The 15,413-nt window shown below is 65.8% G+C and carries 13 protein-coding genes; 10 read left to right on the top strand and 3 right to left on the bottom strand.

The window, feature by feature from the left end:
• The first annotated feature begins 145 nt into the window (after positions 1-145).
• From fdxA to ilvN, 5 genes are all read left to right on the top strand, one after another.
• The gene (gene fdxA / locus I8J34_RS06410) at positions 146-469 is read left to right on the top strand and encodes a ferredoxin FdxA (protein WP_214360559.1); all 324 of its coding nucleotides are present in this window, start codon (positions 146-148) and stop codon (positions 467-469) included.
• Positions 470-629: 160 nt separating this feature from the next.
• Positions 630-1,079, top strand: a complete 450-nt coding sequence (locus tag I8J34_RS06405; RefSeq protein ID WP_214360558.1) for a CBS domain-containing protein — start codon at positions 630-632, stop codon at positions 1,077-1,079.
• A gap of 150 nt (positions 1,080-1,229) precedes the next feature.
• Entirely contained in the window at positions 1,230-2,906 is a 1,677-nt protein-coding gene (locus I8J34_RS06400) for a long-chain-fatty-acid--CoA ligase (RefSeq protein WP_214360557.1), read from the top strand.
• A 261-nt stretch (positions 2,907-3,167) separates the two neighbouring features.
• The gene (gene ilvB / locus I8J34_RS06395) at positions 3,168-4,832 is read left to right on the top strand and encodes an acetolactate synthase large subunit (RefSeq protein WP_214360556.1); all 1,665 of its coding nucleotides are present in this window, start codon (positions 3,168-3,170) and stop codon (positions 4,830-4,832) included.
• Positions 4,833-4,844: 12 nt separating this feature from the next.
• Entirely contained in the window at positions 4,845-5,153 is a 309-nt protein-coding gene (gene ilvN, locus I8J34_RS06390) for an acetolactate synthase small subunit (protein ID WP_370661880.1), read from the top strand.
• Between the two features lie 49 nt (positions 5,154-5,202).
• On the opposite strand, the gene I8J34_RS06385 is transcribed toward ilvN, so the two are convergent.
• From I8J34_RS06385 to I8J34_RS06375, 3 genes are read right to left on the bottom strand one after another with little or no spacing between them, the layout of a single operon-like run.
• Entirely contained in the window at positions 5,203-6,630 is a 1,428-nt protein-coding gene (locus tag I8J34_RS06385) for an efflux transporter outer membrane subunit (protein WP_214360555.1), read from the bottom strand.
• On the bottom strand, positions 6,623-9,820 hold the full coding sequence (locus tag I8J34_RS06380; RefSeq protein WP_214360554.1) for an efflux RND transporter permease subunit: 3,198 nt from the start codon (positions 9,818-9,820) through the stop codon (positions 6,623-6,625). The genes I8J34_RS06385 and I8J34_RS06380 overlap by 8 nt, the downstream gene beginning before the upstream one ends.
• Before the next feature lie 2 nt (positions 9,821-9,822).
• The gene (locus I8J34_RS06375; RefSeq protein WP_214360552.1) at positions 9,823-10,998 is read right to left on the bottom strand and encodes an efflux RND transporter periplasmic adaptor subunit; all 1,176 of its coding nucleotides are present in this window, start codon (positions 10,996-10,998) and stop codon (positions 9,823-9,825) included.
• Between the two features lie 27 nt (positions 10,999-11,025).
• Here I8J34_RS06375 and I8J34_RS06370 point away from each other — a divergent pair, with 27 nt between their 5' ends.
• The 5 genes from I8J34_RS06370 to I8J34_RS06350 all read left to right on the top strand — a co-directional run bounded on the left by I8J34_RS06370 (position 11,026) and on the right by I8J34_RS06350 (position 15,353).
• The gene (locus tag I8J34_RS06370) at positions 11,026-11,751 is read left to right on the top strand and encodes a TetR family transcriptional regulator (protein ID WP_214360550.1); all 726 of its coding nucleotides are present in this window, start codon (positions 11,026-11,028) and stop codon (positions 11,749-11,751) included.
• 75 nt (positions 11,752-11,826) lie between these two features.
• Positions 11,827-12,975, top strand: coding sequence for a chorismate synthase (gene aroC, locus I8J34_RS06365; RefSeq protein WP_214360549.1), 1,149 nt, complete (start codon positions 11,827-11,829; stop codon positions 12,973-12,975).
• A gap of 74 nt (positions 12,976-13,049) precedes the next feature.
• The gene (locus I8J34_RS06360; RefSeq protein WP_214360548.1) at positions 13,050-13,298 is read left to right on the top strand and encodes an HP1242/YdcH family protein; all 249 of its coding nucleotides are present in this window, start codon (positions 13,050-13,052) and stop codon (positions 13,296-13,298) included.
• An 86-nt stretch (positions 13,299-13,384) separates the two neighbouring features.
• A complete protein-coding gene (locus tag I8J34_RS06355) occupies positions 13,385-14,542 on the top strand; it encodes an MFS transporter (RefSeq protein WP_214360547.1) in 1,158 nt (385 codons plus the stop codon).
• Complete coding sequence (locus I8J34_RS06350) at positions 14,535-15,353, top strand: M48 family metallopeptidase (RefSeq protein ID WP_214360546.1); 819 nt, start codon at positions 14,535-14,537, stop codon at positions 15,351-15,353. Before I8J34_RS06355 ends, I8J34_RS06350 begins: the two co-directional genes overlap by 8 nt.
• Positions 15,354-15,413: the final 60 nt, after the last annotated feature.

The raw sequence follows: 15,413 nt of genomic DNA, 5'->3' as shown, positions 1-15,413 counted from the left end.
GCCACGGCGCACGTCAAGCAATCTGCCCGCTCGCGCTGTCCGGGATTGTGCGGTGGGGCGGCACCAGGCGCGTTATAGTTCGCGCTATGGGGCGTGTCCCGGCCGTCAGGCTGTTGTGCAATTGCAACAATGGAGAGATTGAATCATGACTTATGTAGTGACCGAAGCCTGTGTCAAATGCAAGTACACCGACTGCGTGGACGTGTGCCCGGTCGATTGCTTCCGCGAAGGGCCCAATTTCCTGGTGATCGATCCGGACGAGTGCATCGATTGCACGTTGTGCGTGGCCGAATGCCCGGTCGAGGCGATCTACGCGGAGGATGACGTGCCGGACGATCAGCAGGATTTCATCGCGGTCAATGCCGAGTTGGCCAAGCAGTGGAAACCGATCATCGAACGGAAGGATGCCCTGTCCGACGCCGACGAATGGGCCAAGGTGACCGAGAAGCGTCACCTGCTCGAGCGCTGAGTTCGGACCCGTTGCGATGTCGATCGCCGGCCGCTGCCTGGATGTGCGCTTCCGCGTTGTGGGGCGGGGCTTGCGGCTTCCCCCGGGGTGCGCAATCGACTACCATCCGGAACGAACAAGCGCACCCGAAGAGTGCATCACGTCAGGCAAGGGGTAAATCATGCAGGTGAGTGAAATCCTGGCGATCAAGGGCAAAGTGCTCTACACGATCGCTCCGAACCGCAGCCTTTCCGAGGCCGTTGCCATCATGACCGAGCAGGATGTCGGCTCGCTGGTGGTCTTCGAGCACGGCAAGATGGTCGGCATGCTCACTTTCCGCGAGGTACTCAAGCATGTCTACGGTGCCGGCGCGGGCTGGCAGGACGTGGCCATTGCCGATGTGATGGTGCACGATCCGCTGAGCGCCGGCCCCAACATGGAAATGGACGAGTTGCGCCGGCACATGGTGGATCACCACCAGCGGTACCTTCCGGTCATGGACGGCGACACTCTGATGGGCGTGATCTCCTTTCACGACGTCGCCAAAGCGGTGCTCGAAGAGCAGAGCTTCGAGAACCGCATGCTCAAGAACTACATTCGCAACTGGCCCGAAGACGCGAACGAGGCCTGAATCGAATGGGACCGGTCTGACGCCTCAGGGGGGGCGACGGGCCGGAGAAGTCGTTGGACAAGGTCGCCGTCGATGGATGGCGCACCTGCCTTGGGAGGGCGGGGTCCGGCCGTGGCCGGATCAAAATCCGACGCACCAAAAGGAGACATCATGGATAAAGTCTGGCTCAAGAGCTACCCCCCTGGAATTCCCGCGGAGATCGACGTCACCGAGTTCGATTCGATCGGCGACATGTTTCTGCAAAGCTGCAGCCAGTTCGGCGAACGCACGGCCTACATCAACATGGGCAAGTCCATCAGCTTTACCGAGCTGGAGAGGCTGACCGGGCAGTTCGCGGCCTATCTGCAAGGCGAGCTCAAATTGCCCCAGGGCACGCGCGTCGCGTTGATGATGCCCAATGTGCTTCAGTACCCGGTGGCCATGTACGGCGCCTTGCGCGCCGGCTACACCGTCGTCAATTGCAACCCGCTCTATACCGCCCGCGAGCTTGAGCACCAGCTCAAGGATTCGGGGGCCGAAGCGATCGTCATCCTCGACAACTTCGCGCACACCTTGCAGCAGGTCCTGCCGCGCACTGCGATCAAGCATGTGGTGGTGACCCGGCTCGGCGACATGCTCGGCGGGCTCAAGGGAGGGCTGGTCAACTTCGTCGTCAAGTACATCAAGAAGATGGTGCCGGCCTGGGAGTTGCCGGGCCACAAGCGCTTCAACGAGGTTCTCGCCGCGGGGGCGCGGCACGCGCTCAAGCCGGTCAAGGTCGGTCATGAGGACATCGCCTATCTGCAATACACCGGTGGTACGACCGGCGTGGCCAAGGGGGCGATCCTCACCCACCGCAACATCATCGGCAACCTGCAGCAGGCGCATGCCTGGATCAAGCCGTACCTGAGCGAGGGCGGCGAAATCATCATCACCGCCTTGCCGCTCTACCATATCTTTTCGCTCACGGCGAACTGCCTGACCTTCTTCAAGATCGGCGCCACCAATGTGCTGATCACCAACCCGCGCGATATCCCGGGCTTCGTCAAAGAGCTGGCCAAGGTGCGCTTCACGGCGATCACCGGGGTCAACACCCTGTTCAATGCGCTGCTCAATCATCCGGAATTCGCCAAGCTGGACTTTTCGGCACTGCGCATCGCCCTCGGTGGTGGCATGGCCGTGCAGCAGGCGGTGGCCGAGAAGTGGCAGAAGACCACCGGCAAGCCGCTGGTCGAGGCCTACGGACTGACCGAGACCTCGCCGGCGGTGTGTATCAATCCGCTCGATCTCAAGGCCTTCAATCATTCGATCGGGTTGCCGATCAGTTCGACCGAGGTCAGCATCCGCGACGACAACGGGGCCGAGGTGGCGCTAGGCCAGCCGGGCGAGCTGTGCGTCAAGGGGCCGCAGGTGATGGCCGGCTACTGGAACCGCCCCGAGGAGACCGCCAAGGTCATGACGGCCGATGGTTTCTTGCGTACCGGCGACGTGGCCACCGTCGATCCGGAAGGTTTCGTGCGCATCGTCGATCGCAAGAAGGACATGATCCTGGTGTCCGGCTTCAACGTGTATCCGAACGAAGTCGAGGATATCGTCGCCGGCCATCCTGGCGTGATCGAGGTGGCGGCCGTCGGTGTCCCCGACGAGCGCTCGGGCGAGACGGTGAAGGTGTTCGTGGTGCGCAAGGATCCGGCGCTGACCAAGGAGGCGCTGATCGCCTATTGCCGCGAAAACCTTACCGGCTACAAGGTGCCGCACCATGTCGAGTTCCGCGACGAGTTGCCCAAGACCAACGTTGGCAAGATCCTGCGGCGTGCGCTGCGCGACGATGAGGTCAAGAAGCCATGATGCAAGACGCTTGCCTTTTGGGCGCAGACATGGTTTGATCGCCTCGTTACTCGAACCCAGTATCTGTTGACCCCATGAACCGTTTCACCATTGCCCTCGACGTAGTTGTCGTAGTACGCGTAGTCAGCGTAGGCATGGTCGCGTCGTAACGGGTCACCCAGAGAATCAGATTCTGAAAACCCCCGCCGGCGCGAAGCCGGCGGGGGTTTCGTTTTTTCTCCTGCCGGTTTTCAAGCCCGGATAGAAACCAGGAGAAGAACAATGATGCAGATGACCGGCGCCGAACTGATCGTGCGCCTCCTTGAGCGGCAAGGCATCGAGACGGTGTGCGGCATCCCCGGTGGTGCCATCCTGCCGTTCTACGATGCGCTGGGTCAGTGCGACACCATCCACCATGTGCTGGCGCGCCACGAGCAGGGCGGCGGTTTCATGGCGCAGGGCATGGCGCGGGTGTCGGGCAAGCCGGAAGTGTGCCTGGCCTCGTCCGGCCCGGGGGCGACCAACCTGGTCACCGCGATTGCCGATGCCAAGCTCGATTCGATTCCGATGGTGGCCATCACCGGCCAGGTGCCGCTGGGCATGATCGGCACCGACGCCTTCCAGGAGGTCGATACCTATGGCATGACCATCCCGCTGACCAAGCACAACTTCCTGGTGCGCGATGCCGCCGAACTGCTCGAAGTGATCCCCGAGGCCTTCCGCATTGCCATGTCAGGCCGGCCCGGCCCGGTGCTGGTCGACGTGCCGAAGGATGTGCAGTGCCAGATGGTGAGCTTCGAGGACTACCCGCCGGTGGCCGTGCGCGACATCCCGCCGGTGCCCGAGCTGGCGGCGATCGAGCGCGCCGCCGAGATGATCAACGCCGCCGAGCAGCCGGTGTTGTACCTGGGCGGCGGCGTGATCCACTCCGGCGCCTCGCATCTGGCCGTGACACTGGCCGAGCAAGGCGGTCTGCCGACTACCATGACGCTGATGGCGCTGGGTGCCATGCCCATCGACCATCCGCTGTCGATCGGCATGCTCGGCATGCATGGGGCGCGCTACACCAACTATGTGCTCGAAGAGGCGGATCTGCTGATCTGTGTCGGCGCCCGCTTCGACGACCGGGCGATCGGCAAGGCGGCGCAATTCTGCCCCAAGGCCAAGATCATCCATGTCGACATCGATCCGTCCGAACTCGACAAGATCAAGACTGCCCATGTCGGCATCACCGGCGACGTGACGCAGGTGATCGAGGCCTTGCTGCCGCGGGTGCAGGTCAAGCTGCGCAAGCGCTGGCTGTCGCATGTGGCCGGGCTCAAGGACCGCTTCGGGCTGGCCATGCCGAACCTCGAGAACCCGCGTTCGCACTACGGCTTGGTGCAGGCGGTGGCCGATGCACTGGACGACGAGGCGGTGATCGCCACCGATGTGGGTCAGCACCAGATGTGGGTGGCGCAGGCCTACCCCTTCCGCCGGCCGCGCCAGTGGCTCACCTCCGGCGGGTTGGGCACCATGGGCTTCGGCCTGCCGGCGGCGATCGGTGCGGCCTTGGCCGAGCCGGCGCGCACGGTGGTGTGCTTTACCGGGGACGGTAGCCTGAAGATGAACATCCAGGAGATGGCGACGCTGGCCGAGGAGGATCTCAACGTCAAGATCGTGCTGATGAACAACAACTCGCTGGGGCTGGTGTACCAGCAGCAGAATCTGTTCTACGGCAAGCGCACGGTCGCCTCCAAGTACAAGCGGGCGGTGAACTTCCTTAAGGTTGCCGAAGGCTTCGGCCTGGATGCGGTGGACCTCGATACCGCCGAAAACCCCGCCGCCACCCTGGCGGAGGCGCTCAAGCGACCCGGTTCGTGCCTGATCCATTGTTCGATCGACCGGGACGAGTTCGTCTATCCGATGGTGCCGCCGGGTGCCGCCAACACTGAAATGATCGGCTAAGGAGTCAATCGCATGTCTATGGTTATCGATCGCGCCCAGGCCGGGCTGGTCAAGGTGGTGCTGGAGCTGGAAGTGGCCAACCACGCCGGCGTGATGTCGCACATTTGCGGCCTGTTTGCGCGCCGCGCCTTCAACGTCGAGGGCATCCTGTGCATGCCGCTGGCCGACGCCACGCGCAGTCGCATCTGGCTGCTGGTGTTCGAAGACCAGCGTCTGGAGCAGATGATCAAGCAGGTCGAAAAGCTGGAGGATGTCATCAGCGTGGCGCGCCACGGGGCCGAGCACAAGGTGTTCGAGCGGCTCGAAGAGTTCTTCCGCTAAACGCGCTGACGATAAAAAACGGCCGGCATTGCGCCGGCCGTTTTTTTGTTTATTGCACGCTGGCGGTCGATGCCAGCGGGGGTTGCCAGCCACCGCCCAGGGCGCGGAAGAGATCGGCAATGGCGGTTTTCTGTGCCGCCGAGGCGCGGGTCAAAGCGATTTGCGCGTCGAGCAGGTTGCGCTCGGTGTCGAGCACTTCGAGACGGCTGACCACGCCGGCGTCGAAGCGCATCCGCGCCTGCGTCAGCGCTTCTTGCAAGGCGGCGACGCGCGCCGTCTGCGCGACGCGGCTGTCCATCGCCCCGCGCTGCGCGGCCAGTGCGCGACGCACATCGGCAAAGGCGCCGGCCACCGCCTGGGTGTAGCGCGCGCGGGCCTGGTCGGCGCGCGCTTGTGCGACATCGACATTGCGCTTGAGGCGGCCGGCGTCCCAGATCGGCTGGGTGAGGCCGGCGGCCAGCGAGAAGACGCTGGCGCTGCCGTCGAGCAGGCGGGAAAAGTCGGTCGACTCGCGCCCCAGCGCAGCGGTCAGGGTGATGGCCGGCAAGCGCTGCGCCTGGGCTTCGCCGATGCGCGCAGTGGCTGCCACCAGCGCTTGTTCGGCCTCGAGCAGATCGGGCCGGCGGGCGAGCAGTTCGGCCGGCAGACCGGCAGGGACGGCGACCGGGGTGTCGCCGCCGGTACCGCGCGCCACGCTCTCTTCGAAAACCGCGCGCGGCGAGCGGCCGAGCAGGACGGACAGCGCGGCTTCGGTGGCCTGCTGGGAGCTGAGGGTGTCGGCCAAGGTGGCCTCGGCCTCGGCGATGGCGGCGTCTGCCTGCAGCACGTCGATCTGTGCGGCGCTGCCGGCATCGACACGGCGGCGCAGCAGTGCCGCCGAATCGCGTCGGGTGGCCAGGGTCTGGGTCAGCACCTGCAGGCGCTCGTCGGCCGACATCAGCGCGAAATAGCGAGTCGCCACTTCGGCACTGAGCGATAGGGCGACGGTGCGCCGGGCCGCCTCGGCGGCCAGCAGTTCGGCGCGCGCGGCGTCGCTGGCCTGGCGGTAGCGTCCCCACAGGTCGAGCTCGTAGCGGGCGTCCAGTCCCAGGCTGTGCAGGTTGCCGGTGCGCGGATCGGTGGGCACGCCTTCGAGACTGCTGCGCGCCCGGCGGCTGCTGGCCGACGCGCTGACGGTGGGGTAGCGGTCGGCATCAACGATGCCGGCACGTGCCCGCGCTTCTTCCAGCCGTGCTGCGGCGATCTGCACGTCGGCGTTGTGGCTCAGGGCTTCGGCCATCAGGCGGTCGAGCACCGGGTCGCGATAGTGCAGCCACCAGGCATCGCCCAGCTCGGTGGCCAGCGTGGCGCCCGCGGCCGGCGGCGCGAAACGCTCGGGGAGGGCGAAGTCAGGGGCCTGATACACCGGGCCGACGGCGCAGGCACTGAGGACCAGTGCGGCGATGAGCGGCGCGAGGCGGTTCAGCGGCTTAGTCATGGCGGGGCTCCTTGCCATTGGCGGCCGCTTCGGCGACCAGCTTTTCGTGGGCGATGGCATGGCGAGCACGGATTTCCTCGAACAGTTCGTCGCGCGAGCGTCGTTCGGACAGCTTGCGCTCGGTGATGAAGCGATAGAACAGCGGGATGAAGAACACCGCCAGGAAGGTGGCGGCGAGCATGCCGCCGACCACCCCGGTGCCGACCGCGTGGCGCGCGCCGGCGCCGGCGCCGGTCGACAGCACCAGCGGCGTGACGCCGAGGATGAAGGCCAGCGAGGTCATCAGGATCGGGCGGAAGCGCAGGCGCGCCGCCTCGATGGCCGCCGCCGCCGCACTCATGCCTTCGCGGTGTTTGTAGATGGCGTACTCGACGATCAGGATGGCGTTCTTGGCCGCCAGACCGAGCAGGGTGACCAGGCCGATCTGGAAGTACACATCATTGGTCATGCCGGTCAGCCAAACCGCGGCCAGTGCGCCGAAGGTGCCGAAGGGCAGGGCCAGCAGCACCGCCAGCGGGAGCGACCAGCGCTCGTACTGGGCGGCGAGGATGAGGAAGACCATCAAGGCGCCAAGTACCAGCGTGAAGCCGGAGGACCCGCTGGATCGCCGTTCCTGGTAGGCCGCGCCGCTCCAGTCGAGGCTGAAACCGGTCGGCAAGGTCTTGGCGGCGATGTCTTCGAGCCGGGCGATGGCCTGCCCGGTCGAATACCCCGGCGCCGCACTGCCGATGATCTTGACGGCCGGCAGGTTGTTGAAGCGCTCCAGCGTGTCCGGCCCGGCTTCGTTGCGCACGGTAGCCAGCGAGGAGACCGGCACCAAGGCGCCCTTGTCGGAGCGCACATAGGCGGCGGCGATGTCCTGGGGCGTGTTGCGATAGGCTGGGTCGGCCGACATCAGCACCTGCCAGGTACGGCCGTACTTGTTGAAGTCGTTCACATAGTAGCTGCCGAGGTTGGCGCCCAGCGTGGCGAACAGGCCGTCGAGCGGCACGCCGAGGGTCTTGGCCTTCTCGCGGTCCACATCGACGAACAACTGCGGCGTGCTCGCGCGCCACAGCGTCTGCGCCATGGCGAACATCGGATCCTGATTCACCGCACCGAGGAACTGGTCCTTGGTCTCGGCCAGCTTCTTGGCGTCGCTGCCACCGCGGTTCTGCAAATAGAACTCGAAGCCCCCCGCGTTACCCAGACCGAAGATGGCCGGCGGGTTGAAGGACAGGATCAGCGCTTCCTGGATGTGGGCGGTGGTGGCGTAGGTCTTGCCGACCAGTTCGGCCGCCGTGGTGGTGCGCTCGTCCCAGTGCTTGAGCGTGACGAAGAAGGTCGCCGCGCTGTTCTTGAAGCTGCCGCCGAGGAAGTCGAAACCGGTGAAGGCCACGGTGTAGGCGACGTTCGGATCGCTGCGGATGATCTTCTCGACCTCGGCCACGACCTTGTCGGTGCGCTCCAGCGAGGCGCCGTCGGGCAGGAACACGGCGGTGATGTAGTAGCCCTGATCTTCGTCCGGCACCAGGCTGCCCGGCGTGGTGCGCCACAGCTGGGCGGTGATGGCGACCATGCCGACGAACAGCAGCAGGCCGAGCGCGCCGCGGCGGATCAGCCAGGCCACGCCATGGGTGTAGCGCCGGGTAACTGCGTCGAATGCGCTGTTGAAGGCGCGGAAGAAACGATTGGTGGCCTTGTGCTCGTGACGCAGGATGAGCACGCACAGCGCAGGCGTGAGCGTCAGTGCGACCACGCCGGAGATGCTCACCGCGATGGCAATGGTCACGGCGAACTGGCGATACAGCTCGCCGGTCAGCCCGCCGAGGAAGGCGATCGGCACGAACACGGCGCACAGCACCAGCACGATGGCGATGACCGGGCCGGTCACTTCGCGCATCGCCTGGATGGCGGCCTGGCGCACCGTCAGGTCTTCCTCGTGCATGATCCGCTCGACGTTCTCGAGTACCACGATGGCGTCGTCCACCACGATGCCGATGGCCAGCACCATGCCGAACAGGGTCAGCGTGTTGATCGAGTAGCCCAGCATCAGCAGGCCGGCGAAGGTGCCGATCAGCGACACCGGCACGGCCAGTGTGGGGATCAGCGTGGCGCGCCAGTTCTGCAGGAACAGGTAGACCACCAGGAACACCAGCACCATGGCTTCGCCGAGCGTCTTGAGCACTTCGCGGATCGACACATTGACGAAGTCGGTGGTGTCGTAGGGCACCGAGTAGGTCAGCCCGTCCGGGAAGCGCGTGCGCAGTTCGGCCAGGGTCTGCTTGACGTCCTCGGCCACGTCGAGCGCATTGGCGCCGGGCTTGAGGAAGATGCCGACCAGGGTGGCGGGCTGGCCGTTGAGGCGGCCGATGAAGTCGTAGTCGCGCGCGCCGAGCTCGACCCGCGCCACGTCCTTGAGACGTAGCTGGGCCCCGTTGGCGTCCGCGCGCAGGATGATGTTTTCGAACTCGCTGGCCTCGGCCAGGCGGCCGCGGGTGTTGACGGTGAGGGCCATGGCCTGGCCGGTGGCGACCGGCGGCTGGCCGATGCGGCCCACGGCGTACTGGGCGTTCTGCTCCTCGATGGCGCGGATGACGTCGGTGGTGGCCAGGTTGTGATGGCGCAGGCGGTCCGGATTGAGCCAGACGCGCATCGCGTAGTCCTTGGCACCGAAGATCTGCACGTTGGTGGTGCCGGGCACGCGCTTGAGCACGTCGAGCACGTTGAGCGTCACATAGTTGCTGGTGTAGACGTCATCGTAGCGCCCGTCGGGCGAGGTGAAGGCGACCACCTGCAGGAAGGCGGACGAGCCCTTTTCAACGCTGATGCCCTGGCGGCGCACCTCCAGCGGCAGGCGCGGCTCGGCCTGTTTGACGCGATTGTTGACGTTGATCACCGCCTGGTCGACATCGGTGCCGATGTCGAAGGTCACCTGGATCTCGACGCGGCCGTTGGAGGCCGAGGTCGAGCTCATGTAGAGCATGTTCTCGACGCCGATGATCTGGGTCTCGAGCGGGGCGGCGACGGTCTTTTCGATCACGTCGGCCGAGGCCCCCGGATAGGTGGCGGCCACCGTCACCACCGGCGGGGCGATCTCCGGATACTGCGCGATCGGCAGGCCGCGCATGGCGGCCAGACCAGCGATGATGATGAACACCGAGAGGACCGTCGCGAAGATCGGACGGTCGATGAAGAAGCGCGAGAACATGGTCAGGCTCCCGGCTTGGCAGCGGCGGTGTCGGCGGGTGCGGTGACGGCAACGGGCGCACCCGGCCCGATTTTGAGCACGCCGTCGGTAATCACCTGGTCACCCGCGCTCAGGCCATCGACGACAACGCGGTCGCCCACCCAGTCATGCGGCGTGACCGGGCGCACCGCGGCCTTGCCTTCGGCAATAACGTAGACGAAGCGGCCCGTCGGCCCCTCGAGTACGGCGCGCTGTGGCACGGCGATGGCGTCGGGCCGGACGGCACCCTCCAGGCGCACCCGGACGAACTCGCCCGGACGCAGCTGACGCTCGGGGTTGGGCAGGTCGGCCTGCGCCTCGCTGCTGCCGGTGGCCGGATCGATGCGCACGTCGGTGAAATCCAGGCTACCGGTGGTCTTCAGGTTCGGATGCGCCGGCCCCAGCACGCGGACCCGGAAGCGACCGTCGTCCGGCAGTTTCAGGCGGCCGGAGGCGATGTCGCCGTCGATGCGCGCCCGATCGCTGTCGGGCAGGCCGAAGCGCACCTGGATCGGGTCGGTCTGGGTGACCACGGCGAGCAAGCTCTCGGGGCCGGTCAGCAGAGTGCCTTCCGGCTGCAAGGCGCGCGAGGTGACGCCGTCGATGGGGGACTCGACCCGGGTGTACTTGAGATCCAGCCGTGCCGACTTGAGGCGTGCGCGTGCCGCGAGCACATCGGCGGCGGCAACCTCTTGGCTGGAGACGGCGTCGTCATAATCGCGCTGGGGTGTGGCCTTGGCGGCGACCAAAGGCTTGAGGCGCTCGGCTTCGCGGCGGGCCTGTTCGAGTCGGGCGCTGGCCGCGGCCAGATCGGCTTCGGCACGCGCCACGGCGGTTTCGCTGGGCACCGGATCGATCTGGAACAGCGACTGGCCTGCCTTGACGCGAGCGCCTTCCTCGTACTTGCGCTTGAGGAGGATGCCGCTGACGCGCGGCCGGATCTCGACTTCGCGCGCACCGTGCAGGCGGGCTGGGTATTCGAAGCTCACCTCGATGGCTTCGGGGGTGGCGGTGATGACGCTGACCGCGGCTGGCGGGTGGGCGCTGCTCGGATTGGCCGGTGCATCACGGCCGCAGGCGGTGAGTGTCAACGTGGCGGCGGCAATGGCCGCGACGACCGGGGCGGATGCCATTCGCTTGACGAAAGGGGAGGCAGGCATTGGGGAGAGTTCCAGGGTTGTCGTTGTATGAGCGTGATTGTAGAAACATTCATGAATGTATGTAAAGTGACAGCGAAGGATTTGTGTGATTCAATCCGTGGCAACAACTGTCAGGAACAGGCCGGTGAGCGGATGGTAAGAAAGACGAAGGAAGAGGCGCAGGAGACGCGCAACGCGATTCTCGATGCGGCCGAATCCGTGTTTTATCGCAAGGGCGTGGCCCGCACGACGCTGTCGGATATTGCGACGGAGGCGGGGGTGACGCGCGGGGCTATCTACTGGCACTTCGCCAACAAGGGCGAGGTGTTCGACGCCATGATGCGTCGTGCCATCGATCCGCTCGAGGAGATCTCGGAAGTCGACTACACCACCAGCGAGCGGCCGCTCGAGGAGTTGCGCGCCCGCGTACTGGGCGTGATCGAACGCATCGACGCCGATCCGCGTTACATCCGGGTGTTCGCGATTGCCATGCATAAGTGCGAGTACGTCGATGAGATGGTTCCGGTGGTCGATCAGTGCCTCGAATGCTGCGACCGCCACCTGCTGCGCCAAGAGCAGGCCTTCGCCGAGGCGCGCGACCGGGGTGATCTGCCCGACGATGTCGACCCGCATCGCGCCGCGCTGTCGTTGTCGGCCATGATCGACGGCCTGATCGCCGGTTGGTGCCTGCAACCCGATGTGTATTCGCTTGATCTCTCCGGCAGCATGATCGACTGTTTTCTTTACGGCTTGAAGACCGGCGCCTGTCGCTGACAATGCGCCGGCAGCGTGGGCGCCCGACGCGGCATTTGCTAAACTTGCACGCTTTCCCTGCTCGCGGTTGATCCCATGTCCGGCAATACTCTTGGCAAGTTGTTCTGTGTGTCGTCATTCGGCGAATCGCATGGTCCGGCGATCGGCTGCGTGGTCGATGGCTGCCCGCCGGGGCTGGCGATTTCGGAGGCCGACATCCAGGCCGAACTCGATCGGCGCAAGCCGGGCACCTCGCGGCATGTCACGCAGCGGCGCGAGCCGGACACCGTCGAGATCCTCTCCGGCGTCTACGAAGGCGTGACCACCGGTACACCGATCGCGCTGCTCATCCGCAACCAGGACCAGCGCAGCAAGGACTACTCCAACATCGCCGAGACCTTCCGCCCGGGGCATGCCGACTATGGCTACTGGCAGAAGTACGGCATCCGCGATCCGCGCGGCGGCGGCCGCTCCTCGGCACGCGAGACCGCGGTGCGCGTGGCGGCCGGCGCGATTGCCCGCAAGTGGCTCACCGAACGCTACGGCATCGTGATCCGCGGCTACATGGCGCAGCTGGGGCCGATCGAAATCCCGTTCAACAGCTGGGATGACCTGGATGCCGAAGGCAATGCCTTCTTCGCGCCCAATCTGGCCATGTTGCCCGAGCTCGATGCCTACATGGACGAGCTGCGCAAGTCCGGCGATTCGATCGGTGCGCGCATCAACGTGGTCGCCAGCGGCGTGCCGGTCGGCTGGGGCGAGCCGGTGTACGACCGCCTCGATGCCGACATCGCCTACGCGATGATGAGCATCAACGCGGTCAAGGGCGTCGAGATCGGCGCCGGGTTTCGCAGCATCGTCCAGCGCGGCACCGAACATTCCGACGAGATGACGCCGGCGGGTTTCCTGTCGAATCATGCCGGCGGCGTGCTCGGCGGAATCTCCAGCGGCCAGGATGTGATGGTGAGCGTCGCGATCAAGCCCACCTCCAGCATCCGCCTCGACCGCCGCTCGATCGACAAGGCGGGCAACCCGGTGATCGTCAATACCCATGGTCGCCACGATCCCTGCGTCGGTATCCGCGCCACGCCGATCGCCGAATCGATGCTGGCGCTGGTGCTGATCGATCATGCCTTGCGCCACCGCGCGCAGAACGGCGACGTGCAGTGCCCGACGCCGCGCATCGCCGCGCTGGCGCCGGAGGGAACGCAGGCCGTTGCGTCGCCCCGGGCCAGGGGCGATTGACCTGAGTCAAGCGCAGGGGCAGGGCGCCGGCGTAGGCTGAAGTCATCCCGAGGACGAACCGATGAGGACGACCGATGACTTTGCAATCCCATGACCTGCATACCGAGTTTCCCGAGTACCGGGAGGCCATCCACGCGCTGAAGGTGTCCGACAGCCACTTTTCGCGGCTGTTCGATCGCTACCATGACGTCAATCGTCGTGTGGTGCGCATCGAGGTGGAGGCCGAAGTGGCGACCGATCAGGCGCTTGAGGATCTGAAGAAGGAGCGCCTCAAGCTCAAGGACGAGTTGTTCGGCCTGCTGCAACGCTACAGCCCGGCCTGAGCCGGCGGCATCACCCGTCAAAGCGCCTGCGGGCGCTTTTTTCATGCCCGCTCCTGTCGCCGCGCCGCGTCGGTACAATGCCGGCCATGCTTCCCTACTGGCGCCTGTCGGGCTACTACTTTTTCTACTTCGCCTTCATTGGCGCGTTCTCGCCGTACTTCACGCTCTACCTGCAGTCGCTGGCTTTTTCGGCGGCCGATATTGCCATTCTGATGTCGCTGATGCAGGTCATGCGGATCCTGGCGCCCAACCTGTGGGGTTGGCTGGCCGATCGCCTCGGCGCCCGCATGCCCATCGTGCGCGTGTCGGCGCTGGCCTCGCTGGCCGGGTTCGCGGTGTTCTTCCAGACCACGAGCTTCGCCGGGATCTTCGTCGGCATGGCGGTGATGGCTTTCTTCTGGAGTGCAGCGCTGCCCTTGATCGAGGGTCTGACCTTTGCCCATTTGGCCGGCCAACCGGGGCGCTACGGCAAGATCCGGCTGTGGGGGTCGGTCGGCTTCATTGTGGCCGTGCTGGGTATCGGCCATGCACTGACCTGGCTGCCGGTCGATAGCCAACTGGCGATGACTGCCGCGTTGCTGGCGGGCATCGTGGTGTTCGCGCTGTGCGTGCCCGAGGCGCCGCGCCCGCCCCATCACCATGACACGCCGGGCCTGTCGGCAGTGTTGCGCCGCCGCGAGGTGAAGGCGCTGCTCTGCGGCGCCTTCTTCATGTCGGCCGCGCATGGCGCCCTGTATGTCTTCTATTCGATCCTGCTGGTCGACGCCGGCTACTCCAAGGCGCTGGTGGGCTGGATGTGGACCCTCGGGGTGGTGGCCGAAATCGGGGTGTTCATGCTGATGCCGCGCCTGACCCGCCGCTTCGGTCTGCGCCGTATCCTGCTGGCCGCTTTTGTCGCCGCGGTGCTGCGTTTTGCCATGATCGGTTGGGGCGTGTCGTCGCTCGAGGTGCTGGTGCTGGCGCAGTTGCTGCACGGCGCCACCTTCGGCGCCTATCATGCGGCGGCCATCGCCGCGGTGAACCGGTGGTTTCCGGGGCGCCTGCAGTCGCGCGGGCAGGCGCTCTATGGCAGCCTCAGCTTCGGTGCCGGCGGAATGCTGGGCGGATTGATCAGCGGTTACACTTGGGACTGGATAGGCGCTGCCTGGACCTTCACGCTCGGCTCGGTGTTCGGCCTGATCGGTCTGATCTGGGTGTGGCGGGGCTGGCGGACGGACGGATTTCAGGAGACGGAACATGCTTAGACGGTGGATTCGGTGGGGCGGCGTGGCCGCGGCAGTGTTGTTTCTGGCTGGGTGCCAGACGGTTCGGACCACGCAGGGCGGCGCGGTCGGCGTCGATCGCGGCCAGTCGATGCTGGTGTCGGCCGCAGAGGTCGAGCAGGCATCGGCGCAGCAGTACGCGCAAGTGATCGAGGCGGCGCGCAAGAAGGGCATGCTCAACCGCGACCGTCGGATGCTGACCCGTGTGCGGGGCATCGCCAATCGTTTGATTCCGCAGACGGCGGCGTTCCGGAGCGATGCCCCCGCGTGGCGCTGGGAAGTGAATGTGATCGAGTCGAACGAGCTCAACGCCTGGTGCATGGCGGGTGGCAAGATCGCGATCTATCGCGGGCTGATTGACCGGCTCAAGCTGAGCGACGATGAAATCGCGGCCGTGATGGGGCACGAGATCGCCCACGCGCTGCGCGAACATGCCCGCGAACGGGTGTCGCAGGCGATGGTTACCAATCTTGGCGTCTCGGTGTTGAGCGCGGCGGTCGGCCTGGGGCAGCCCGGTGCCGAGCTGATGGGGACGGTGGCCAAGGTCAGTTTCGAGCTGCCCAACTCGCGCCTGCATGAAACCGAGGCCGACAGCATGGGCGTCGAGCTGGCGGCGCGTGCCGGCTACGATCCGCGGGCGGCGATCGGCCTGTGGGACAAGATGTCGGCGCAGAGCAATGGCGCGCCGCCGCAGTGGCTGTCCACCCACCCCTCGCATGCCAGTCGCAAGGCCGAACTGGCGCGCGATGCCGCGCGCGTGATGCCGATCTACGAGGCCACCCGGCGTCGCTGAAAACCCGCATGGCGCAGCGCAGCATATCGGCTATCCAGCAGGAAACAGCTGTGGTTTAAT

The organism is Denitromonas iodatirespirans, from assembly GCF_018524365.1.
Lineage (GTDB): Bacteria > Pseudomonadota > Gammaproteobacteria > Burkholderiales > Rhodocyclaceae > Nitrogeniibacter > Nitrogeniibacter iodatirespirans.
This window is presented reverse-complemented; position numbering and strand designations above follow the sequence as displayed.